Origin of the sequence: Streptomyces sp. NPDC049585, assembly GCF_040675615.1 — a bacterium.
Lineage (GTDB): Bacteria > Actinomycetota > Actinomycetes > Streptomycetales > Streptomycetaceae > Streptomyces > Streptomyces luteosporeus.
Genome location: NZ_JBFAPE010000014.1, coordinates 28,638 through 51,368, shown reverse-complemented (window position 1 = coordinate 51,368; position 22,731 = coordinate 28,638). Strand labels below are relative to the sequence as shown.

20 protein-coding genes are annotated in these 22,731 nt (G+C 73.3%); 4 read left to right on the top strand and 16 right to left on the bottom strand.

The annotated features are described in order from the left end of the window. Nucleotides 1-6 precede the first annotated feature (6 nt). On the bottom strand, nt 7-360 hold the full coding sequence (locus AB0K17_RS16730; protein ID WP_344432703.1) for a hypothetical protein: 354 nt from the start codon (nt 358-360) through the stop codon (nt 7-9). Nucleotides 361-675: 315 nt separating this feature from the next. Here AB0K17_RS16730 and AB0K17_RS16725 point away from each other — a divergent pair, with 315 nt between their 5' ends. Next, nucleotides 676-1,737 (top strand): NlpC/P60 family protein, encoded by a 1,062-nt coding sequence (locus AB0K17_RS16725; protein ID WP_365983332.1) that lies wholly within the window; start codon nt 676-678, stop codon nt 1,735-1,737. An 18-nt stretch (nt 1,738-1,755) separates the two neighbouring features. On the opposite strand, the gene AB0K17_RS16720 is transcribed toward AB0K17_RS16725, so the two are convergent. The 4 genes from AB0K17_RS16720 to AB0K17_RS16705 form a co-directional block, all read right to left on the bottom strand. Continuing rightward, nucleotides 1,756-2,871: an alpha/beta hydrolase-fold protein gene (locus tag AB0K17_RS16720; protein WP_365969470.1), complete on the bottom strand. Its 1,116-nt coding sequence runs from the start codon at nt 2,869-2,871 to the stop codon at nt 1,756-1,758. Nucleotides 2,872-2,988: 117 nt separating this feature from the next. Continuing rightward, on the bottom strand, nt 2,989-3,681 hold the full coding sequence (locus tag AB0K17_RS16715) for a response regulator transcription factor (RefSeq protein ID WP_365969469.1): 693 nt from the start codon (nt 3,679-3,681) through the stop codon (nt 2,989-2,991). Further along, nucleotides 3,678-4,952: a PspC domain-containing protein gene (locus tag AB0K17_RS16710; protein WP_365969468.1), complete on the bottom strand. Its 1,275-nt coding sequence runs from the start codon at nt 4,950-4,952 to the stop codon at nt 3,678-3,680. Before AB0K17_RS16710 ends, AB0K17_RS16715 begins: the two co-directional genes overlap by 4 nt. Before the next feature lie 65 nt (nt 4,953-5,017). Continuing rightward, entirely contained in the window at nt 5,018-6,727 is a 1,710-nt protein-coding gene (locus tag AB0K17_RS16705) for a serine/threonine-protein kinase (protein WP_365983331.1), read from the bottom strand. 143 nt (nt 6,728-6,870) lie between these two features. Here AB0K17_RS16705 and AB0K17_RS16700 point away from each other — a divergent pair, with 143 nt between their 5' ends. Beyond that, the gene (locus AB0K17_RS16700) at nt 6,871-8,205 is read left to right on the top strand and encodes a PspC domain-containing protein (RefSeq protein WP_365983330.1); all 1,335 of its coding nucleotides are present in this window, start codon (nt 6,871-6,873) and stop codon (nt 8,203-8,205) included. After that, complete coding sequence (locus AB0K17_RS16695; RefSeq protein ID WP_365969465.1) at nt 8,195-8,416, top strand: hypothetical protein; 222 nt, start codon at nt 8,195-8,197, stop codon at nt 8,414-8,416. The genes AB0K17_RS16700 and AB0K17_RS16695 overlap by 11 nt, the downstream gene beginning before the upstream one ends. Before the next feature lie 38 nt (nt 8,417-8,454). On the opposite strand, the gene AB0K17_RS16690 is transcribed toward AB0K17_RS16695, so the two are convergent. The 6 genes from AB0K17_RS16690 to guaA all read right to left on the bottom strand — a co-directional run bounded on the left by AB0K17_RS16690 (nt 8,455) and on the right by guaA (nt 14,085). Next, nucleotides 8,455-8,979 (bottom strand): DoxX family membrane protein, encoded by a 525-nt coding sequence (locus tag AB0K17_RS16690; RefSeq protein ID WP_365969464.1) that lies wholly within the window; start codon nt 8,977-8,979, stop codon nt 8,455-8,457. Nucleotides 8,980-9,129: 150 nt separating this feature from the next. Continuing rightward, the gene (locus tag AB0K17_RS16685) at nt 9,130-10,149 is read right to left on the bottom strand and encodes an Ig-like domain-containing protein (RefSeq protein WP_365983329.1); all 1,020 of its coding nucleotides are present in this window, start codon (nt 10,147-10,149) and stop codon (nt 9,130-9,132) included. 125 nt (nt 10,150-10,274) lie between these two features. Continuing rightward, nucleotides 10,275-11,081 (bottom strand): class II aldolase/adducin family protein, encoded by an 807-nt coding sequence (locus AB0K17_RS16680; protein WP_365983328.1) that lies wholly within the window; start codon nt 11,079-11,081, stop codon nt 10,275-10,277. Nucleotides 11,082-11,162: 81 nt separating this feature from the next. Continuing rightward, a complete protein-coding gene (locus tag AB0K17_RS16675; protein ID WP_365983327.1) occupies nt 11,163-11,744 on the bottom strand; it encodes a Uma2 family endonuclease in 582 nt (193 codons plus the stop codon). Nucleotides 11,745-11,838: 94 nt separating this feature from the next. Further along, the gene (locus AB0K17_RS16670; protein WP_365983326.1) at nt 11,839-12,372 is read right to left on the bottom strand and encodes a carboxymuconolactone decarboxylase family protein; all 534 of its coding nucleotides are present in this window, start codon (nt 12,370-12,372) and stop codon (nt 11,839-11,841) included. Between the two features lie 108 nt (nt 12,373-12,480). Continuing rightward, nucleotides 12,481-14,085 (bottom strand): glutamine-hydrolyzing GMP synthase, encoded by a 1,605-nt coding sequence (gene guaA / locus AB0K17_RS16665; RefSeq protein WP_365969459.1) that lies wholly within the window; start codon nt 14,083-14,085, stop codon nt 12,481-12,483. Nucleotides 14,086-14,423: 338 nt separating this feature from the next. Here guaA and AB0K17_RS16660 point away from each other — a divergent pair, with 338 nt between their 5' ends. Then, nucleotides 14,424-14,732, top strand: a complete 309-nt coding sequence (locus AB0K17_RS16660; RefSeq protein WP_365969458.1) for a chorismate mutase — start codon at nt 14,424-14,426, stop codon at nt 14,730-14,732. A 715-nt stretch (nt 14,733-15,447) separates the two neighbouring features. On the opposite strand, the gene AB0K17_RS16655 is transcribed toward AB0K17_RS16660, so the two are convergent. The 5 genes from AB0K17_RS16655 to AB0K17_RS16635 form a co-directional block, all read right to left on the bottom strand. After that, nucleotides 15,448-17,259 carry a GMC family oxidoreductase gene (locus AB0K17_RS16655; RefSeq protein WP_365983325.1) on the bottom strand — a complete coding sequence of 604 codons (1,812 nt, stop codon included), beginning with the start codon at nt 17,257-17,259 and terminating at the stop codon, nt 15,448-15,450. Nucleotides 17,260-17,272: 13 nt separating this feature from the next. Further along, entirely contained in the window at nt 17,273-18,886 is a 1,614-nt protein-coding gene (locus AB0K17_RS16650; protein WP_365969456.1) for a succinic semialdehyde dehydrogenase, read from the bottom strand. A gap of 169 nt (nt 18,887-19,055) precedes the next feature. Next, nucleotides 19,056-20,657 (bottom strand): serine/threonine-protein kinase, encoded by a 1,602-nt coding sequence (locus AB0K17_RS16645; RefSeq protein ID WP_365983324.1) that lies wholly within the window; start codon nt 20,655-20,657, stop codon nt 19,056-19,058. Nucleotides 20,658-20,836: 179 nt separating this feature from the next. After that, the gene (locus AB0K17_RS16640; RefSeq protein WP_365969454.1) at nt 20,837-21,973 is read right to left on the bottom strand and encodes a maleylpyruvate isomerase family mycothiol-dependent enzyme; all 1,137 of its coding nucleotides are present in this window, start codon (nt 21,971-21,973) and stop codon (nt 20,837-20,839) included. Beyond that, nucleotides 21,970-22,539: a sigma-70 family RNA polymerase sigma factor gene (locus AB0K17_RS16635; RefSeq protein WP_344432684.1), complete on the bottom strand. Its 570-nt coding sequence runs from the start codon at nt 22,537-22,539 to the stop codon at nt 21,970-21,972. The genes AB0K17_RS16640 and AB0K17_RS16635 overlap by 4 nt, the downstream gene beginning before the upstream one ends. Between the last annotated feature and the right edge of the window lie 192 nt (nt 22,540-22,731).

The following is a 22,731-nucleotide window of genomic DNA, read 5'->3' as shown; positions in this document are numbered from 1 at the left end:
CGGTCGTCACACCCACAGCACGGCGATGAAGATGTTGGCCGCGGTCAGCGCGCCGACCGTGCCGAGCGCCGCGGACTCGACCTTCTCCTCGTCCCGCTTGACGTAGACCAGGCCGAGGATCACCACGAGCAGGGCCAGCTTCACGCCGATCTTGATGGTGTTGATCGTGTCGCCCTGCGTCTGGTGCAGGCCGACCAGCGCGACGCCGGTGACCAGCATGGTCAGCGCGCCGTGCAGCATGGCCGGCGTCATGCGCGCCGTGCCCTGGCCCATGGCCTTCATCTGGGTCAGGAAGCCGCCGAGGAGGGCCGCGATGCCGACGATGTGCAGGCCGACGACGGCGTGAATGAGTACGTCCATGCCAGCGACCCTAATGGGGCCATACCACCCGCCCGTCGGCAGGTGGCCGGGGATCGGGACTTCGATCAGTCCACGGCCGGATCCTTACGGTTCGGCCGGGAACGTACGCCATCGCCGGTCGGCAAACAGCAGATTCAGGGCAATAGCGGTCATGCCCGTTTCCGGCCGGGTCCGAGGTTTAGCGTCCTCCTCCAGACGCGGCGGCCCGCCCCTCCCCCCTCGTGCGGGCCGCCGCCGGCCCCTTGGACGAAGAAGCCCGGACGAAGAAGCCCGGACGAAGAAGCCCGCTGGACGAAGAAGGAAGTGACGGCCGACGTGGCGACGCACCGAAAGCCCAAGCAGCGCCCGCTCGCCGGCGGCACGGCCCGCACCGCGGCCACGCTCGCCCTCGCGGGGGCCGCCACGGCCACGGTCCTGGAGGGCACCGGCCACGCCGCCCCCGCGCCCACCGTCGCCGAGGTCCGGGCCCAGGTGAGCCGGTACTACCAGCAGGCCGAGGTGGCCACCGAGCAGTACAACGGGGTCAAGGAGCGCGCCGACCGGGCGCGCAGCGCGCTGGGCCGGCTCCAGGACGAGGCCGCCCGCCGCACCGAGCGCCTGAACGCCGCCCGCAACGCGCTGGGCTCCTTCGCCACCGCCCAGTACCGCGAGGGCGGCGTCCCCGCCGGCGTGCGGCTGCTGCTCTCCAGCAGCCCGGACCGGTTCCTGCAGGACGCCTCCCTGGCCGAGCGCGCCGGCCAGGAGCAGGCCGGCGCCCTGGCCCGGGTGCGCCAGGACCTGCGCGACGTCCAGCAGGTGCGCACCACCGCCGAGGACCGGCTGACGGAGATCCGGCGGGAGGAGGCCGCGCTCGCCGCGCACAAGCGCACCATCGAGGAGCGGCTGGACGCGGCCCGGCAGCTGCTGGACAAGCTCTCCGCGACCGAGCGCACGGCCGTCGAGGCCGCCGACACGGCCGCCTCCGCCGCCCCCGCCGCGGCGGCCGCTGCGGCGGCCGGCGCGCAGGAGGCGGTGGGCCGGGCCGTCCAGGGCCGCGCCGCGCGCGCCGTGGCCTTCGCGTACGCCGCGCTCGGCAAGCCGTACGTGTGGGGCGCCACTGGGCCCGACGCCTTCGACTGCTCAGGGCTGACCCAGGCGGCCTGGCAGGCGGCCGGGGTGTCGCTGCCGCGCACCACGTACACCCAGATCAACGCGGGCCGGCGCATCGCCCGCTCCCAGCTGGCCCCCGGCGACCTGGTCTTCTTCTACTCGGGCATCAGCCACGTCGGGCTGTACGTCGGCGACGGGAAGATGATCCACGCCCCGCATCCCGGGGCGCCGGTGCGCGTCGCACCGATCGACGAGATGCCCTTCGCGGGCGCGTCGCGGCCGGCGTGAGCCGGGCTGCGGGCACCGTCAGTGCGCGACCTGCTTGGTCAGCCACTTGAAGACGTCCGGCACCTGACGCTTCCACACGGCCGTCCCGTGGCCGCCCGCGCCCGCCGGTATCAGGGTCACCTGCACGGTCGTCGGCGGCTTGGCCGCCTGCTTGAGCGCCAGGCCGCCCTGGTAGCCGTCGGCCTCGGCGCCGGAGAGGAACAGCGCCACCCGCGGCGGGGTCGTGGCGCGCTGCAGCATCTTCAGCGGGTTGTTCTCCTCGCGCAGCTCGGGGGTGCGCGCGGTGAGGGAGGCGGGCTCGCCGGCGGGGTCGTTGTAGCCGGACAGGCCCACCCCGGCGCGGTAGCGGTCGGGGTGCGCGACGGCCAGCCGGGTGGCGCAGTGGGCCCCCGCGGAGTAGCCGGCGACGGCCCAGCCGTCGGGCTTGTCCTCGACGCGGAAGGTGTCGGTCACCATCTTGCGGACGTCGACGCTGAGCCAGGTGTCGGCGTTGACCTTGCCGGGGATGTTGGCGCAGCCGGTGTCGGTGTCGCCGAGCAGGGCGGTGCGGGGCGCGACGATGACGAAGGGGGCGACCTCGCCCCGTTCCATCATCGGCTTGAGCTGGGTGTTGACGTTCAGCGTGCCGAACCACGCCTTGGCCGAACCGGGGAAGCCGGGCAGCACCTCGACCACGGGGAACTTCTTGTCCTTGTACGCCGGGTCGTCGTACTGCGGCGGCAGCCAGACGTACACCTCGCCCTCGACGCCGGATATCCGGCCCTTCAGCTGCGTCTCCTGGACGCCGGGGCCCATGCGCTTGTCGGAGGCGGGACGGAACGCCTGGACGACCTTCGGCTCGTGGTCGACCTTCTTGCCGCCGGTGCCGTCCGGGCCGAGGTCGGCGGCCGCGTTGACGTGGTCGCCGGTGCCCAGCAGGTCGCCCCAGGTGTCGAAGAGGCCGTTCGCGTTGTTGACGATCACGAACACCAGGGCTATGCCGGTGACCTGCGCGAAGAGCAGCATGACCAGCCGCGCCGCCTGCCGCAGCAGCCGGGGACCGCCGATCCTCGTCCACAGCGTGAGCGGCAGCACGAGAGCCAGCAGCACCAGCGCGACCACGGTCAGCAAGAAGGGTGTTCCCGTCAGACTCACGCCCGCTTAGAGGCAGAGCCGGACGGGAAGGTTCCAGCGGCCCTGCTCACACGACCGTGCACGCACGGCCGTGCTCGGAGCGTGGTCGGACGAGGCCCCGGAACCGGGATGCGGGGGTCAGACCAGCCGGCGTGCCGTCGCCCAGCGGGTCAGCTCGTGCCGGTTGGACAGCTGCAGCTTGCGCAGCACCGCCGAGACGTGCGACTCCACGGTCTTGACGGAGATGAACAGCTGCTTGGCGATCTCCTTGTAGGCGTAACCGCGCGCGATCAGGCGCAGCACCTCGCGCTCGCGCTGGGTGAGCCGGTCGAGGTCCTCGTCGACCGGCGGGGCGTCCGTCGAGGCGAAGGCGTCGAGGACGAACCCGGCCAGGCGGGGCGAGAAGACGGCGTCGCCGTCCTTGACCCGGAAGATCGCACCGATCAGGTCGTTGCCGGTGATCGTCTTGGTGACGTAGCCGCGCGCCCCGCCGCGGATCACGCCGATGACGTCGTCGGCGGCGTCGGAGACCGACAGCGCGAGGAAGCGCACGGGCGCCTCCTGGGCGGCCATCAGGGGCGCGCTGCGGCGCAGCACCTCCACGCCGCCGCCCCCGGGCAGGTGCACGTCCAGCAGGACCACGTCGGGCCGGGTCGCGGTGATCACCGTGACCGCCTGGTCGACGTCGGCGGCCTCGCCGACGACCTCCACGCCCGTGGCGGCCGTGTCGCCGATCTCGGCCTGCACGCCCGTGCGGAACATCCGGTGGTCGTCGACCAGCACCACCCGCACGTGCCGCCCCGCGGTGCCCTCGGTCTCCTCGGTCGTCATGACGCCTTCTCCGCCCTCTCCATCTCCAGCTCCACTTCCGTCCCCCCACCGGGTGCGGATCGCAGTCGTGCGGTGCCGCCGTTGCGCTGCATCCGGCCGATGATCGACTCCCGGACGCCCATCCTGTCCTCCGGCACCGCGTCCGGGTCGAAGCCCGGCCCGCGGTCGCGCACCGAGATGAAGACCGTACGGCCCTCCACCTCCGCGTACACCTGCACGGCACCGCTGCGGCCACCGTACTTGGCCGCGTTGACCATGGCCTCGCGGGCGGCCTGCAGCTGGGCGCCCAGGCGCTCGTCCAGGGCGCAGTCGCCGACCACGACGACCTCGATCTGCACGCCGTGGAGGTCCTCGACCTCGCCCGCCGTGCCGCGCACGGCCTCGGCCAGCGTCTTGGGCCCGGCGTCCTCGTCCTTGCCGCGCCCTTCCGGGTCGTACAGCCAGTTGCGCAGCTCCCGCTCCTGGGAGCGGGCGAGGCGGGCCACTTCGCGCGGATCCTCCGCGCGGCGCTGGATCAGGGTGAGGGTGTGCAGGACGGAGTCGTGGACGTGCGCGGCCACCTCGGCACGCTCCTGGGCCCGGATGCGCATCGTGCGCTCCGCGGAGAGGTCCTGGGCCATCCGTACGACCGACGGGCCGGCCAGCAGCGCGATGCCGACCAGCACCGCCAGCGAGGCCTGGAGCACGGTGCCCAGGTGCCCGGCCGAACCCTGCAGCACCGCGATGCCCGTCACGCCGACACCCACGAGCAGCACCCCGGCCGCGGCACGGGCCAGCGGCAGCACGCGGCTGCTGCGGCCGACCTCCATCCAGTGCGCACGGCGGGCGTTGTCGGCCTGACGCCACACCAGGGCGACGCCCGCGCCGATCAGCAGCACGGGCCACAGGTAGGCGTCGGCGCTGCCCAGGCGCAGCCGGTCCAGGAAGACGACGGCGCTGACCACCAGGGCCAGGAGGGCGAAGACCTGCCCGCGGTCGGGCTTGCGGGCGAACAACCGCCGCCGGCCGTCCGCCGCCGCCTCGTCGAGGACCTGACGGGGAGCCGCCTCCACGCCGCCGATGCCCAGCGGCACGACGAACCAGAACACCGCGTACAGCAGCGCGCCCATGCCCTTCGCCATGAGCAGCGCGACGAACGCCATCCGCACCCACGACACCGGCAGGCCCAGGTGACCGGCCAGGCCGCGCGCCACGCCGCCGAGCATGCGCCCGTCGGCACTGCGGTAGAGCTTGCGCAAGGGAGGGCTGCCGGGCGGCGGAGCGGTGGTCATGTACAGATCGTCACACGGCCGGTGGCGGACGGGCATCAGGGTCGCCCCTGAGGAACCCCCGATGGTCACTGCTCCTTGGGCAGTCGCAGACCGTCCCTGACGACGTCGAAGATCTTCTTGTGCCTGTCCCAGTCGGCGCTGGGCCCGGACAGGTACAGCGCGTACTCGTTGCCGCCGGGACGCCCGAAGCCGAGGTCGACGGCCCGGAACTCCCGGGCCCGGCCCCGGAAGGTGAACTCCCACAGCGCGGCCGGCCGGTCCCGGAAGACCGTGCTCTGCATGCGCTTGCGGTCGTAGCCGGGCAGCTTGCCCTTGCGGACGGAATCCGCCTCGTCGTCCTTCCAGTGCTGCAGCGGATCGCTGGTGGCGAGGTCCAGTACGGCGACCTCCAGGCGCAGCAGGCCGCTGGGGTCGACGTAGACCACGCCGTTGGAGTCGGGGACGTCCCTGCGCTGCCAGCCGTCGGGGACGGGGAAGGCGACGCCGGTCTTCTTGTCGTCGACCAGGTGGTAGCCCTTGGGCACGGGCGGGGCGAAGGAGGCGGACGGGGACGTGCTCGGCTGCGGGCTCTTCGCAGCGGGGGCCGAGGAGGCCGGGGCGTCCTCGCCGCCGTCCTCGCCGTCCTCGCCGTCCTGCGGGAGGAGGACGTACGCGCCGGCCGCCAGCATCGCCGCCACGACGGCCACTGCGCCGCCCCACCGCAGGGCCCGGCGCCGGGGCGGTGCGGCGGGCACCGGGGCGACGGCGGTGCGGGTCGGGCCCGTTGCGCCGGTCGGGCCGGCGGCCGCCGGCGGTACGGGCACGGTCTCGGGCTCGGGTGCGGGCGGAGGTGCGGGTGCGGGCGGAGGTGCGGGTGCCGTGGGGGCGGGTGCGGGGTCCGGCTCGGGTGCGGGCTCCGGGCGGGGTGCCGGGGCCGGCTCGGCGGGCGTGTCGAAGGTCTGCGGGTGCGCCGTGGTCGCGGCCTCGGCCGCGGGCTCGCGCAGGATCTGCTCGACGAGCTCGGCCGGGGGCCGCAGGGCCGGATCCTTGGCCAGGAGCCGCTCGACGAGCCGGGTCAGCTCGCCGGCGCGGCGCAGCGGCGGCAGCGGGTCGACGGCGATGGAGTACGCCGTCTCGACCGCGGTGTCCTTGCGGAACGGCGGCCGCCCTTCGAGGGCCTGGTAGAGCGTGGCCCCGAGCGCCCACAGGTCGGCGGCCGGGCCCGGCTTGGCGCCCTTGACGCGCTCGGGGGCGATGTAGTCGATGGAACCGACCATTTCGCCCGTCTTCGTCAGCGTCGAGGTGCCGGTCGACTGCGCGATGCCGAAGTCGGTCAGCACGACGCGGCCGTCGTGGCCGAGCAGGACGTTGCCGGGCTTGACGTCGCGGTGCAGCACACCGGCCGCGTGGGCCGCACGCAGGGCGGCGATCATGCCGCGGCCGATGCGGGCGGCCTCCGCGGGCGTGACGGGGCGCTGCTTGAGCACGTCGGCGAGCGTGGTGGAGGGCACGTACTCCATCACGATGCAGGGCAGGCCGCCGTCGTCGACGACGTCGTGGACGACCACGACGTTGGGGTGGTTGATGCGGGCGGCGCTGCGGGCCTCGCGGCGGGTGCGCTCGTGCAGGGTGACGAGCTCGTCCTCCTGCAGGCCCAGGGGGACGTGGAGGCGCTTGACCGCCACCTGACGGCCCAGCAGCTCGTCCTCGGCCCGCCAGACCGTGCCCATGCCGCCCCGGCCTATCCGCTCGGCGAGCCGGTACCGTCCGGCGACCAGCCGACCGACCTCAGGCACTGCACCTTGCACCGCGCGCCTCCGGTTGCCCCGTCGTGTGTTCGATGCGCCACCCTAACCGGACCCGCCTCAGGGGCGATCTCAGGGAAGGTCCAGGGTCGCCACCGCTGCCGCACGCCCGTTCCGCTTGACACGATGTCCCCATGACCGACGCACCACCCGGCTCCGCCGAGCAGGACCCCCGACCGCCGCTGCGGCGCAGCCGCGACCACCGGATGATCTCCGGCGTCTGCGGCGGCCTCGGGCGCTGCTTCGACATGGACCCCGTCATCTTCCGTGCGGTGCTGGGCGTGCTGGCGGTCGCGGGCGGGCTGGGCCTGATCGTGTACGGCTTCGCCTGGCTGCTGATCCCGCTGGAGGGCGAGGACGACAACGAGGGCCGGCGCCTGCTGTCCGGGCGGGTCGAGGGGCCGGCCCTGACGGCGGTGCTGTGCGCGCTGGTCGGCTGCGGGCTGTTCCTTTCGATGGCCAACAACAGCGGCGTGATGTCCTTCGCCCTGATGCTGACCCTCGCGCTGTTCGGCGCCGTGTACTGGTCGCAGCAGCACCGGCAGACCGGGACGGAACCGCAGGAGGCGGGCGAGGCGGAGGGGGCCCACCGCCTCCACAAGGCGCACAAGACCGTCGACGCGCCGCCCGAGACCCAGGCGCCGCCCGCGCCGAACACCCCGTCCTGGTGGCGGGAGAGCGGACACGACGGCCCGGGCGCGGGCGCGGCCCGCACCGGCTATCTGTGGGGCCCGGCCGACGCCGACGACGACCTCGCGGAGGACGCCGCGGGCGGCACCGGCGAAGGCGGCCCGGGCGCACGGCCGTCCGGCGAGCGCGCCACCGCCCCCGCGCCGGTGCGCACCGGCCGGTCGCTGGGCGGCTGGACCTTCCTGCTGGCCCTCGTGGCCGGCGGCCTGGGCACCGGCCTGACGTGGAACGACCATCCGCTGAGCACCTCCTTGGAAATCGGTCTGGCCGCCGCGCTGGGCGTCTTCGGCCTGGGCATCGTGGTCAGCTCGCGCTACGGCCGCACCGGCGGCGGCACCGCCGTCGCCGCGGTGCTCACCGGCGCCCTGCTGACCGGCGCCGCGTACCTGCCCAAGTCGATCACCGCCGACTGGCGGGAGCGGACCTGGCGCCCGGCAGCCGCGGCGGACGTACGGACCCACTACGAACTCGGCACCGGCGACGCGGTGCTGGACCTGACCGGGTTCCAGTGGTCGGGCGGCCCGGTCACCACCGGCGCCGAGATCGGCGCAGGCAAGCTGCGGGTCGTGCTGCCGCGCGACGTGACGGCGACGCTGGACATCGAGGTCGGCATCGGCGACATCCAACTGCCGGCCGACACGTCCCAGGACATCGACGTCCAGCCCCGGCAGCACAAGCGCCTGACCCTGTCCCCCGCTGCCGGGCAGCCCTCGCACGGCACCGTGCAGCTCAAGCTGGAGGCCGGCATCGGCCAGGTGGAGGTCGTCCGTGCGGCATGACTTCGAGCCCGGGAAGCTCGTCGCGGGCCTGGTGCTGCTGGCCGCGAGCGTGCTCTGCCTCGGTGACATGGCCGGCTGGTGGTGGTTCCCCTCCTACGCGCTGCTGCCCGGCATCGTGGCCGGCTTCTGCCTGGCCGGCGTGGTCACCTCCCTCTCCCTGACCGTGCGCCGCCACCGCAACCGCCGCCGCGGCCTGGAGACCGACGCCTGACACCGCCTCCGCTGCGGGGGGCGCTGCGGGGGGGGCGGTCAGCGGCGGCGCCGCAGCCGTCGCCGGGCCCGCCCGCGCGGGCCGCGGCGGGCGCGTATCGCGTCCACCGACAGCACGGGCGCGCCCGCGAGTATCAGCGGCAGCCAGGCCATCAGGTAGACGAGGTCGTTGCCGTAGTAGTACGGCGTGGCCGACCAGCTGACGGTCAGCCACAGGCTCAGCGATATCAGCGCTCCCCCGGCCGCGGCCAGGCGCGCGAAGAGCCCCAGGAGCGTGCCGAGGCCCACCGCGATCTCCCCCGCGGCGATGGCGTGGCCGAAGCCCACCGGATCCTTCAGGGCGAGGTCGACCAGCCACGGCACGGCGGCCGACCCGCGCACCGAGTGCATGAGCTCGCCGAGGGAGCCGGGCCCGCTGGCCGCGAGGAAGGCGGGGTCGGTGAGCTTGTCGACGCCCGCGTAGACGAAGGTGATGCCGAGGAAGAGGCGCAGCGGGAGCAGTGCGTAGCGGGCGGGCCCGCGGCCCGCCGTCCCGAGCGACCGTGCCGTGCCGTCCAGTGCCATGTCGACCAGCGCCTTTCCTCCTCGTACCGCCCCGTCGCGGCCGGCTCCCGCCGAGCGGGCACCGAACCGTTCACGACGATACGTACAAGCGCGCGGTCGTGTTCAGGCCTGTGGACAACCCTGCCGGCGTACGCCCGGGTTGTGGAAAAGTCACTCGCCCGTGCGGATGCCGAGGGCGCTGCCGGCCAGCCACTGCTCCCAGGTCAGGTTCCAGTCGCCGTAGCCGTTGCCGAAGGGGTCCATGGGCTTGGGCTTCGTACCGCCCGTGACCTGGACGACGTCGCCCTTCAGGCTCAGCCCGTAGAGCCACTTGGCGTCCTCGGTGGACATGCCGATGCAGCCGTGGCTGACGTTCTCCTTGCCGAAGGACTCGGCGTTGTCGGGCGCCGCGTGCACGTACTCGCCGCTGACCGTCTCGCGCATGCTGTAGTCGTACGCACCGTAGAACCCGTCGGGGTGGTTGCGCGGGATGCCGATGGACAGGGAGTCCATGACGACCCGGCCCTCCTTGGCGAGGATGGTCTTGACGCCCTGCCGGGTGCCGAAGCCCTTGGACTCGTCGCCACCGCTGATGGGGATGGTGCGCAGGGTCGTGCCGTTGCGGACGACGGTCATCCGGCGGGCCTTGAGGTCCACGGTGCTGACCATCGAGTCGCCGACGGTGAAGGAGAGGCGGCGGTCGCGGTCGGCGGCCGTGCCGTCGGCGAGCTTCACGCCCGCGAGGTCCGCGTCAAGGGTGACCTCGGTGCCGGCGGGCCAGTACGTCGCCGGGCGGAAGTGGACGCGGGTGTCGCCCTTGGACTCGTTCCAGTGCCAGGCGCCGGGCACGCGCGGCGAGGTCGAGACCTTCAGGCGCCCCTCGATGCCGGCCCGCAGCTCCGGCGAGACCTTCTGCTGCTTGAAGACGATCGCGAGCGGCTGGCCCACGCCGACCTTCTCGCCGTTCTCCGGCGCGATCTGCGGCCGTACGACTTTGGCGGCGCCGGGCAGCATGGCCGCCGGCGGGGCGGGCTTCTGTGTCACCGGTGTCGGGCTCGCGGGCGCGGAGGAGGTCGGCGCGGCGGACCTCGCGGGCCGCTCCTCGGCCTCGGCGCCCCCGCCGCATCCGGTGACGGCCAGGCCGGCCAGGGCCAGGGCGGCGGGCAGCCCGATGCAACGGGAGAGGCGCATGGTTCTCCTACGAGTGGTGTGACGAAGCCGAGGCGGCTGGGCCTCGGCTCCGCACCATCGTAGGCAAGGTAAAGGGAGGGCAAAGCCAGCCGGAAGAACGAGCCGCCCCCGCCGAGTGGCGGGGGTCAGCCCAGCAGCTCGGGCTCGCTGCGGACGATCTGCTGATGAAGCGGCTGGTAGTTGATCCACGCCACCAGGTCGTTGCCCAGCTGCTCGTGCGTGCGCGCGGCGTTCTCCGGGTCGATGGGCACGGGCTTGCCGGCGGCCTTGGCGGCCAGCTGCACCTGGCAGGAATGTTCCATCGTGATGAACCACCACGCCGCCGCGTCCACTGAGTCCCCCACGGTCAGCAGCCCGTGGTTGCGCAGGATCACGGCCTTGTGCGACCCGAGCGTCGCGGCGATCCGCCGCCCCTCCTCCTCGTCCAGCACCACGCCCGTGTAGTCGTCGAAGAGGGCATGATCCTGGTAGAAGGCGCACACGTCCTGGGTGATCGGCTCCAGCAACTCCCCCAGCGACGACAGCGCCCGCCCGTACGTCGAGTGACTGTGGGCGGCGGCCACGACGTCGGGCCGGGCCCGGTGGATCTGCGAATGGATCGCGAACGCCGCCTGGTTGACGTGGTACCGGCCCTCGACGACCTGCCCGCGGTGGTTGACCATGATCAAGTCGCTGACGGTGACGTGCTTGAAGGACATCCCGAACGGATTGACCCAGAAGCAGTCCGCGAACTCCGGGTCCCGCGCGGTGATGTGCCCCGCAACCCCCTCCTCGAACCCGAACCTCCCGAACAACCGCAACGCCGCCGCCAACCGCTCCTTCCGGTACCGCCGCTCGTCCTCGACGGACGCGTGCTGCGGCGGCATGGCGAAGTGCAGTTGCTCGGTGGGTATCGGCTCGGGGACGCGTGCGCCGGCGCCGGCCTCGGTCATGGTGCGGGCCTCCTCCGTTGATCCTGGCTACGGATCGGAAGCTACCGCCGGGTACCGCGGGAGGCCAGGGTCGTGCGCGGGCTAGAACCTGTTGATCTCCGTCAGGTCGATGTCCACATCGAAGGGAACAGCGGTCTTCAGCCGGCCGCGGTGGATGCCGGTCAGGACGTACGCCCGTGCCTCGCGATCGAGCTCATAAGTGTGCACCACCGGCCGCCAGTCCGGCCCCGGCTCGACCCGCCAGAAGAAGCCAATGTCCGCCTCGGCATAGAGCTGGGGCTTACGGCACCGATCGCGCTCCTCCGAGTCGGGGGAGACGGTTTCGAGGGCGAGCACGACATCGTGCCCCTGGTATCGATCGGCGTACCGGTCCCTGGCCTCGGCCTTGATCACAGCGATGTCCGGTTCGGGTGCCTGCCGCGGCCCGAGCACGACGACCATCTCCCGCACCACCTTCAGAGCATCCGGGACCGCCCGATGCAGGCCGTGCTGCAGTAGGCAGTTGGTCGTCGTATGGAACTCGCTCTGACGGCTTCGGTAAACGAAACTGCCGTCGATCAGCTGCGTGTGCGCCGGGAGACCGGGAACCCGGAAAAGGTCCTCGGCGGTGAAGCCTTCATGGGGAGGCCGCGGCCAGTCCGGGAACAGATCTTCGATATCCACACTCAACCCTGGACACACAACCGACCGGGGCGCAGGAAATCCGACCACCGTCGCTCAAACGAGTGAGCGACGGCAACGTTTCCGATCGGATCGCCTACTTCCCGTACCCGTGCTCGATCACGTGCGCCGCATTCCTGCGGTACGCGTCCGGGTCGTCCGGCAGGCGTGTCGCCAGGCCGTCCACGTAGCGGTTGTACATGCAGAAGGCCGCCGCTATCAGGACCGTGTCGTGGATCTCCACGTCCGTCGCGCCCGCCTTGCGGGCCGCAGCCACCGATTCGTCCGTGACCTCGCGTCCGCCGCGGCGGACGAGGTCGGCCACCGCGAGGAGCGCGGTCAGTTTCGGGCTCAGCTCCGAGAAGTCCCGGTCGTCCAGGACGCGGCGGACCGCCGGCAGGCCGCCGGGGAGTTGTTGGGCGGCGAGTTCTGCGTGGCCGTTGGTGCAGAAGGTGCAGTTGTTGCCCCAGGAGACGTACGCGACGATCAGCTCCCGCTCCCCGCGGGTGAGGGTGCCCGGAGCGCGTAAGAGGGCTTCGGCGAGGTCGTTCAGGGGATCTGCCGTCTCGGGGCGGAACCGCATGAGGCCGAGGATCCCGGGTGCGTCATTGCCCACGTCGATGTGCGGCACGACCGCTCCTTCCGTTGGCGTGCCGCCACCATAGGGGCGCAAACGGCCGCGCCGCCCTCCGTCGTACGGCGTAGACGGAAGGGCGGCGCGGCTGCGGTCAGGCGTGGGTCACTCCCACTCGATCGTCCCCGGGGGCTTGCTGGTGACGTCGAGGACGACGCGGTTGACGTCGCGCACCTCGTTGGTGATGCGGGTGGAGATGCGGGCCAGCACGTCGTACGGCATGCGCGTCCAGTCGGCGGTCATCGCGTCCTCGGACGAGACGGGGCGCAGGACGATCGGGTGGCCGTAGGTGCGGCCGTCGCCCTGGACGCCGACCGAGCGGACGTCGGCGAGCAGCACGACCGGGCACTGCCAGATCTCGGCGTCCAGACCGGCGGCCGTCAGCTCCTCACGGGCGATGGCGTCGGCCTCGCGCAGCAGGTCCAGGCGCTCGCGCGTGACCTCGCCGACGATGCGGATGCCCAGGCCCGGGCCCGGGAAGGGCTGGCGCTGGACGATCTCGGTGGGCAGGCCGAGCTCCTGGCCGACCATGCGCACCTCGTCCTTGAACAGCTGGCGCAGCGGCTCGACGAGCTTGAACTCCAGGTCCTCGGGGAGGCCGCCCACGTTGTGGTGGGACTTGATGTTGGCGGTGCCGGTGCCGCCGCCGGACTCGACGATGTCCGGGTAGAGCGTGCCCTGGACGAGGAACTCGACGGGCTCGCCGTCGGCCGCGCCCTCGGCGATGATCTCGGCCTGGGCCTGCTCGAAGACCCGGATGAACTCCCGGCCGATGATCTTCCGCTTCTCCTCGGGGTCGGAGACCCCGGCGAGCGCGGTGAGGAATCGCTCCTGCGCGTCGACGACCTTCAGCTGGACGCCGGTCGCGGCCACGAAGTCCTTCTCGACCTGCTCGGTCTCGCCCTTGCGCATCAGGCCGTGGTCGACGTAGACGCAGGTCAGCTGGGAGCCGATGGCCTTCTGCACCAGCGCCGCGGCCACGGCGGAGTCCACGCCGCCGGACAGGCCGCAGATCGCCCGCTTGGTGCCGACCTGCTCGCGGATCGCGGCGACCTGCTCCTCGATGACGTTGCCGGTGGTCCAGGTGGGCTCGATGCCCGCACCGCGGTACAGGAAGTGCTCGAGGACCAGCTGGCCGTGCGTGGAGTGCATCACCTCGGGGTGGTACTGCACGCCGTACAGCTTCTTCGCGTCGTTCTCGAAGGCCGCGACCGGCACCACGTCCGTGGAGGCGGTGACGGTGAAGCCCTCGGGCGCGGCGGAGCAGGCGTCGCCGTGGGACATCCACACCGACTGCTCGACCGGAGTGCCCTCGAAGAGCGTGGAGGACGGCTTCGAGACGGTCAGCGGCGTACGGCCGTACTCGCGCGCACCGGTGTTGTCGACGGTACCGCCGAGCGTCGTGGCCATCAGCTGGAAGCCGTAGCACATGCCGAAGACGGGCACGCCGGCCTCGAAGAGGGCGCGGGCGTCGTCCAGGCGCGGGGCGCCCTCCTCGTACACGGACGAGGGGCCGCCGGAGAGGATGATCGCCTTCGGCTTCTTGGCCAGGATCTCGGCGACGGGCATCGTGCTGGGCACGATCTCGCTGTAGACCCGGGCCTCACGGACACGGCGGGCGATCAGCTGGGCGTACTGCGCGCCGAAGTCGACAACGAGGACGGGGTCCGGGGTGTGGTTGTCGGGGGCGGCGGGGGGTGCTGCTGGCACGGGAGCGGCCTTCCGGCGATTGAGGAGGGGGTCTCTATTTGTCGATTCTACCGGTGCGGCGGTGCTTGCTTTTGTCTCACCATCCGAACCCGCCCGGTCCCGGCTTGGTCCCCGGCGTCCGCCCCGGGCATACTGTCGGCCATGCACACGCAGCACAGCTTCCTCTTTACCTATGGCACCGGGCCCGTCCGGCTGCCATGGTCGTGCTGCTTGAGCCGCTGATTCCTCAGCGCAAGCGACTTCCCCAGGCGCCCCGGGCCGGTAAGGCCCGGGGCGCCTGTCGCATTTCCCGGACCTGCCGCTCCGGGGGCCGATCCGGCCCCTTTGGAGAAACACACATGTCCCACACCACAGCCACTCCCGCAGCGACCGCCCAGGAAGGCACGGGCGCCCGTACCGGCGAGGCGGCCGGCATGATCACCGACGCCCGGCGGCGGATCGACGATCTCGACGGCCGCATCATCGGCCTCGTCCAGGAGCGCATCGCCGTCTCGGAGGCCATCCAGCGCGAGCGCATCGCCTCCGGCGGCCGCCGGGTGCACCTCTCGCGCGAGATGGAGATCATCAACCACTACGGCGACCAGCTCGGCCGCTCCGGCACCGTCCTCGCGATGACCCTGCTGGAGCTGTGCCGCGGCCGCGTCTGAGCACCGCATTCGCGTTCGGACCCCGTCACTCGTACGGAGCGTGACCGCCGGCCGCTCCGCCGCGTTGCACCGGATGACCGCGCCAGCCAGGAGCGGCCCTCGAAATCCACGCGTGGCTTCCGTCCCTGTTCCTGGGCGCCCGGCACGACAGGGCGGGATCCGCCGGAGTGTGTGGCGCGCACGCACGCGCGTCGTGGGACCTCACTCCGGTGGCGAAGGCGACCGGTCAGCAGGGGACAGCAGCCCGGCCGCCACTATAGGGCGGTCGGTTCCGGGGACGCCTGGAACCGACCGTATCCGGTCGAAACGGTTGCGCCCGGCAGGCGCATCCCCCACGATGCAAAAGGGACGCACCAAGTCCCGCGCTCCGAACTGCCATTGGTTGGACCACAGCTCGTTGGACCACAGCCCGCGGCGCTCCCCCCGGCGCCGCTCCGCGGCACCGACCCTGCCCTGATCTCGGTGCCGGCAGTCAAGGGCCCCGAGGCCGCCCGCCTGCCCCCGCGCCGGCGGCCCGGGGCCCTTCGCCGTGCCCGGCCACGACCTGTCCGGTGGGTCCGCAGTGCCCCGTCAGGGGCGCGGGGAACTGCGCGAGAGGCCACGACGCGCCCTCAGATGCAGTACCGGGCTGCGCCCGGATCCTTCGGGGTGGCACGTCGGCTGCAGGCCGCCAGTGGCCGATCGCGCAGTTCCCCGCGCCCCTGACGGGGCGGTCCTACGCCTGCGGCTTCGGCGGTACGGGCGGCACCGGCAGCAGGGGCAGGCGCAGGGCGCCGAAGGCGTCCTTGGGCACCACCGGCTCCCGGGGCTCGACGGCCGCCACGCGCCGGTACGCGCTTCCCTGCGCCGGGCGCGGATCGGCCTCCCCCTTGTTGGGCCAGAAGGCCATCGCCCGCTCCGCCTGTGCCGTGATCGTCAGCGAGGGGTTGACCCCGAGGTTGGCGGAGACGGCCGAGCCGTCGACCACGAGCACGCCCGGGTGCCCGTACAGCCGGTGGTACGGGTCGATCACGCCCGTCGCGGCGTCGGCGCCGATCGGGCAGCCGCCGATGAAGTGGGCGGTGAGCGGGGTGCCGAGCAGCTCGCCGAGGTTGCTGCCGGGGAAGCCGTTGATCTCCCGTGCCAGGTGCTCGGCGGCCGCGGTGGCCTGCGGGATCTGTTTCGGGTTCGGTGCGCCGTGCCCCTGCCGGGCCGTGAGCAGACCCTTGCCCGGGTGCCGGGTGCGCCGGTGGGTGGTCAGGGAGTTGTCCAGGGACTGCATGACGAGCCCGATGATCGTGCGCTCCGACCAGCGGTGGGTGGACAGCGACAGCACCGCCTGCACCGGGTGCAGGGCGCAGCGCACCGCGAAGGCCAGCGGCCGCGGCAGCCGGGAGCCGACCGGCACCTTTGGGATGGACAGCAGACCCATCGCATTGGAGCCCTTGCCGTAGCGGACGGGCTCGATGTGGGTGTGGGGGTCGGGGTGGACGGAGGAGGTGATGGCCACCCCCTGGGTGAAGTCCGCCCGGCGCGCGCCGTGGGGCGCCTTGCGGTAGCGCGCGTCGATGGTCTGCGCCCCCACCAGCGCCTCGGAGTTGGTCCGCGTCAGTGTCCCGAGCCGGCCGGAGATCCGCGGCAGCAGGCCCCGGTCCTTCATCGTGTGCAGCAGCGTCTGCGTGCCGTACGTACCGGCGGCGAGCACCACGTAGCGCGCCCGGAGCACGCGCGGGCGCGCCCGCCGCGCTCCGCGCCGGCGGTCGGTCGGCACGGTCACCACACGGTGCCCGCCGGCGCGGTGCTCGGTGACGGCCACCACCGTCGTCATCGGGTGGATGACGGCGCCGGCGCGCTCGGCGAGGTACAGGTAGTTCTCGTTGAGGGTGTTCTTCGCGCCGTGCCGGCACCCCGTCATGCACTCCCCGCACTCGGTGCACGCGCGCCGCTCGGGCCCCACGCCGCCGAAGTACGGGTCGGGGGCCGCCTCGCCGGGCGCGGCCCGTACCGCCCCGTCGCCGTCCTCGCCGTCGCCGAAGAACACGCCCACGGGCGCGAGGTGGAAGGTCTCCCCCACCCCCATCCGCTCGGCCGCCGCCTTCAGGTGCACGTCCGAGGGGGTCGTCGTGGGGTTGAGCCGGACGCCGAGCATGCGCTGCGCCTGCTCGTAGTACGGGCGCAGCTCGTCCTCCCAGTCGGTGACCGGCGCCCACTGGGGGTCGTCGAAGAACGCCTTGGGCGGCACGTAGAGGGTGTTGGCGTAGTTCAGCGAACCGCCGCCGACGCCCGCGCCCGCCAGCACCATGACGTTGCCGAGCAGGTGGATGCGCTGGATGCCGTACAGCCCCAGCGCCGGGGCCCACAGGTAGTTGCGCAGGTCCCAGGAGGTGCGCGGCAGCGTCTCGCGCGTGAAGCGGCGGCCCGCCTCCAGCACGCCGACGCGGTAGCCCTTCTCCGTCAGGCGCAGGGCCGCGACGGCCCCGCCGAAGCCGGAGCCGACGACCACGACGTCGTAGTCGAATCCCTCGTCCTCTTCCTTGCCCTCGCTCACGCCTGCCGCCCCTCTAGCGCAGTCGGATGGCCTTCAGCAGCCGCAGCCCGTTCGTCATCAGCCGGGCGTACTGCTCGTCGTCCAGCCCGAAGGCCGGTCCCATCGGCACCAGCCGCTGCTGCACGACGGACTGGGCCTCGGTGTATTTGAGGATGCCCTCGGTGCCGTGCCGCCGACCCAGACCGGAGTCGCCCATGCCACCCATGGGGGTACGGGCGCTGCCGTACGCCGCCGCGTACGCCTCGTTCACGTTGACCGTGCCGGCACGCAGGCGGGCCGCCAGTGCCCGGCCGCGCCGGCCGTCGCGCGTCCAGACGCTGGCGTTCAGGCCGTACGGGGTGGCGTTGGCGCGGCGGACGGCGTCGTCCTCGTCGTCGAAGCGGTACACCGACACCACCGGGCCAAACGTTTCTTCAGCACACACCGCCATCGGGTGCTGCACGCCCTCCAGGATCGTCGGCTCGTAGAACAGCGGCCCGACGTCCGGCCGGGCGCGGCCGCCGGTCAGGACGGTGGCGCCCTTGGCGACCGCCTCGTCCACGTGCCGGGTCACCGTCTCCAGCTGCCGCTGCGAGACCAGCGAGCCCATGTCCGCCCCGTACGCCAGCGCCGTGCCGAGCCGCAGCGCCCTGGTGCGGGCGACGAAGCGGCGCAGGAAGTCGTCGGCCACCGCTCTGTGCACATAGAGCCGCTCTATGGATATGCACAGCTGGCCGGCGGAGGAGAAGCAGCCGCGCACGGCGCCGGCCGCCGCCCGGTCGAGGTCGGCGTCGGGCAGCACGAGCATGGCGTTCTTGCCGCCGAGTTCGAGCGAGGTACCCACGAGGCGGCCCGCCGCGCCCCGGGCGACCTCCCGGCCGACCCGCGTGGAGCCGGTGAAGGAGACGTAGTCGGCGTGCGCCACGACGGCCGGGCCGACGACGGGGCCCTCGCCGAGGACGACCTGCCAGACCTCCTGCGGCAGCCCGGCCTCGACGAGCAGGTCGCGGGCCCACAGGGCGGTCAGGGCCGTCTCGGTGTCGGGTTTCATCACGACCGCGTTGCCTGCGACGAAGGCCGGCAGCGCGTCGCCGACGGACAGTTCGAGGGGGTAGTTCCAGGGCGCGATCTGTCCCACGACGCCGCGCGGCACGCGCAGTTCGGTGACGTGGGTCAGCACGGGCAGGACGCCCACGTGCCGCCGCGGCCGCAGATGGGTGGGCGCGCCGCGCCCGTAGTAGCGGGCGGCGACGGCGACCGCCTGCACCTCCTCGTGGGCGTGCAGCCGGCTCTTGCCCGTCTCCAGCTGTATCAGGTCGAGGATCTCCGACTGGCGGGCCAGCAGCAGGTCGTGGAAGCGCAGCAGGACGGCCGCCCGCCGCCCCACGGGCAGGGCGGCCCAGGCGTGCTGTGCCGCCCGCGCCCGGTCGAAGGCGGCTGCGACGTCCTCGGGTGTCGACTCCGGGAGCTCGGCGAGCACCTCACCAGTGAGCGGCGTGTGGCAGGCGGTGCGTCCGCCCGAGCTCACCACGGACCGGGTGAGGCGGGCGACGAGAGCGGGGGTGACCACGTCGGCGGCGGTCCGGGCGCCCGCCGGGGCGACGGGGTTGCCATCGGTGACTGTTCCAGTGTCCTGCGCTTCCGTCATGCGGGTGAGCGTATGCGGGGCGGGACGCTTTGGGTACCCGTCGGTAACGAAAACGGGGCGGCTCATTTCCTCCTGCGCGACGGCGACTTGATCAGGACGACGGTGCTTGATCAGGACGACGGCTGCTTGAGCAAGGCAACGGCTGCGTGATCAAGGGGGCGGCTGCGGATCACGGCGACGAGACCGGCTGCGTCCGGACGAACGTGGACAGCGCCGTGTCGAAGTACTGTCTGCCCTCGTCCGCCTTGCCGACCGGCGAGGACACCCACACGTCGTACATCCGCTCGCCCTCGTCCCACGCCAGGTCGTAGGTGTGCCGGGCGCCGGCCGGGGCCCGGCTCTCCTGCTCCTCGAAGCCGTTCCAGGTGAACTCCCAGGACGCCGCCCGGTTGCCGTGGTGGGTGGTGCGCTCGACCCGGCCGTCCCGGTAGCCGGGGTAACGGTCGGGGGCGACGGCCGCGGAGCGGCGCATCGCCGCGATCGGGCCGCCCTCCTGGACGTCCTGGATGAGCACGCCGAGGCGGAACTCCTTGCCCGGCGCGTAGTAGAAGACCCGCGGCGGTTCGAAGGAGCGGGTGAAGCCGTCGGGTACGGCCATCGCGAAGCCGGCCGGGTCCTGCACCGCGTGGTAGCCCGCGGGGGCCGCCACCGACGCGCTGGCCGGCGGGGGCGGCAGGGTGGGCGGCGGGAACTGCTGCGTCCCCATGGCGGCGCTCGGCGGCCGGTCGTCCAGGGCGGCCTCCCGGTCGCGCTGCATGAGCAGGGCCGCCACCCCGGCGCCCATGCCGGCCAGCGTGACGACGGTCAGGGCCGCCATCAGCGCCGTACGCGCCCGGGCACCGCCGGCCGCATCCCCCGCCGGGCCGCACGCCGGCGGGGGCGGCTCGCGGCGGGTCGGGGCGGGCGGCAGGGGGCGCGCGGCTGGGGCGGGCAGCGCGCCGGACTCCAGGTACGCCCGCAGGAGCCGCTCGGCCTCGTCCGCGCCCATGCGGCGGGCCGGGTCGCGCTCCAGCAGCCCCCGCACCACCGGCAACAGCGGTCCCGTGACCCCCGGCGGGCGGATCTCGTCGTAGACGACGGCGTGCAGGATGCCGCCCAACGAGTCGCGGTGGAACGGCGATTCCCCCTGCATCGCCGTGCACAGCAGCACCCCCAGCGACCACAGGTCCGACTCCGGCCCCGCCCGGCCGCCCGACATCCGCTCCGGCGCGGTGTACTCCGGCGAGCCCACGAACGCCCCGGTCTCCGTGATCGTGGTGACGCCCGAGACCTGCGCGATGCCGAAGTCGGTGAGCACGACGCGGCCGGTGGCCTCCTCCAGCAGGACGTTCGGCGGCTTGATGTCCCGGTGCAGCACCCCGCTGGCGTGGGCCGCGCGCAGCGCGCCCAGCAGCGCCACCCCGATCCGGGCCGCCTCCCGCGGCCCCACCGGCCCCTGCGCCGACAGGCGCGCGGACAACGAACGGCCCTCGACGAGCTCCATGACGATCCAGGGACGGCCGTCCTGCTCGACGATGTCGTGCATCACGATGACGTTCGGATGCTTGATCAGCGCCACCGTGCGCGCCTCTCTCAGCAACCGGTCGCGCTGCGCCCGGGCCTCCTGCGCGGACAGCTGGTCGTCCACGTGCAGCTCCTTGACGGCCACCTGACGACCGAGCAGCTCGTCCGTGGCGCGCCAGACGGTGCCCATGCCGCCGCGCCCGATCTTCCGGCCCAGCCGGTACCGCCCTGCGACGAGTCCGCCGTGCGCGGCGTAGGGGGTGCCCATAGGGCCATATTGCCCCACATCCCCGGGCCCGACCGGGCCCGTACCGGTCGGCTTCACTCGGCGCCCTCCTCCTCGGGGGTGAATCCGCCCCGCCAGTGGACCGCACCGTCATAAACGGCCCGTGAACGTCCGTTGGATGCGCAGGTCCGACACCGGGTGGCAGCCGGGGCCCCCGTCGCTCACATCCGCGACAGCGACGCCGTCGCGTACAGCACGTCGGTCACCGCCTCCTGGTCGCCGAGCGAGCCCGCGGCCGCGTCCTCCGGGGCGACGCGGCCGGCCGCCAGCCGGCAGAACTCGACCGCGTCCAGGGCGACGTGGGCCACGGAGTGCTCCGGGGTCGCCGCGGCCGCCGGGGAGTCCAGGGGGACGTACCAGTGGCCGCCCCCGCGGCCCTCGATCTCCAGGTGCAGGGTGCGGCCGGGGCTGCCGGCCGTGACCAGGGCGCGCGGCGGCGGGGCGAGCCCGGCCCGGCGACGGGCCGCTATGGCACCGGGCAGGAGCCGGGCCGCCAGGTCGATCAGTGCGTTGAGATGGCCGGCGGCGGGTGGCCCGTACGGATAGTCGACGGCCTCGGCGATGTCCTCGGCGTGCACCCAGCACTCGAAGGCGCGGTCGAGGAAGGCGTCGCGCACCGGCAGCCCGAACGGCCCGTACGGCACGGGCAGCTCGGCGGCACCGCCGCCCGCGAAGGAGACCGTGCGCACCAGGGCGCGGCCCTGCTCGCGCCAGGCGGCGTGCGCCTCGCGCGGCGGGCCGTCGGCGGCGGCCCACAGGGTGTGGGTGCGCTCCTCGGGCGAGGAGACGCCCGCGGCCTCGCCCAGCGGATCGGGCATGCCGAGGGCGGCCGCCACGATGCCGTCGACCGCCGTCAGGTGGCCGATGACGCCGGCCACGGTGGACTCGCAGCCGGTGGTGTGCCGCCCGTCGAACCAGCGCAGGCGCACCGGGGCGCGCCAGTCCGCCTCGCCGATGTCGCGCAGCAGCGCGTCCAGCCGGGCGGTCTCCGCCTCGTACGGCGCGGCCCACCCGGGCACGGGGATGCGCGGCGGGCGGCGGCCGAGCGCGCCCGCCAGGACGCGGGCACGCAGGCCGGGGTCGAGGTCCAGGCTGTCCTCCGGGTGCAGCAGGGCGACGGCGTCGCGCAGCCGCGCCGCCTCGTCGGAACAGGGGGCGCAGCCGGGCAGGTGGGCCTCGACGGCGGCGCTCTCCTCGGCCGAGCACGCGGCCAGGGCCCAGGCGCCGAGCAGGGACTTGAGCACGGCGTGGGGGACGGCCGGCCCGGGCAGCGGGGCGGGCCGGGGCGCCGTGCTCATCGCAGCGCCCTCCCGAGGCCGGGAGGGGCGACGGCGTGCGGGGCGTCGTGGGCCGTGGAGAGCAGCTGTAAGCCCAGCCTGAGCCGGCGTCGCGCCTCGTCCTCGGTGACGCCGAGGACGGCGGCGGTCTGGCGGTAGTCGAGCCGGCGCAGGTAGGCGCAGTCGAGGGCGGCGCGCAGGGGTGCGGGCATGGAGGTGACGATGTAGTCGGCGCGGGCGGCGGCGCTGGCGGCACGCACCTTCTGCTCGGTGCGCTCGGCGGGCCGGCCGTCGTCGTCCTCGGCCTGCCGCAGCCGGCTGACGGCCTGTCCGTGGGCGAGGGAGGCGATCCACGAGCGCAGCGAGCCGTGCCGGGGGTCGTACGCCTCGGGGTGCTCCCACACGTACCCGAACACCTCGCGGGTGACGCCGTCGGCGCCGCGCTCGTCGCCCAGGACGCGGTGGGCCATGCCGTGCACGAGGGAGGCGAAGCGGTCGTAGAGCTCGCCGAGCGCCGCGGCCTCGCCGTGGGCGAGGCGTTGCTGCATCCTGCGGTCCCAGCGCGGTGGTACGTCGTTGTTCCCCATGACCGGCCCCCTCACCGTACGCACTGCTGTACGTCTGTACGCCCTCCCGCCGAATGTAACCACCGGGTACGACACCGCACGAGCGGTTGGGGCGAATCACGGCGACGGCCTTTCGTCGCACCGGCTTCTCTGCTATAGGGCGTCACTTTGCGGCGGTTGTTGGCCAATGATGCCGATCGATGTCGACCACCC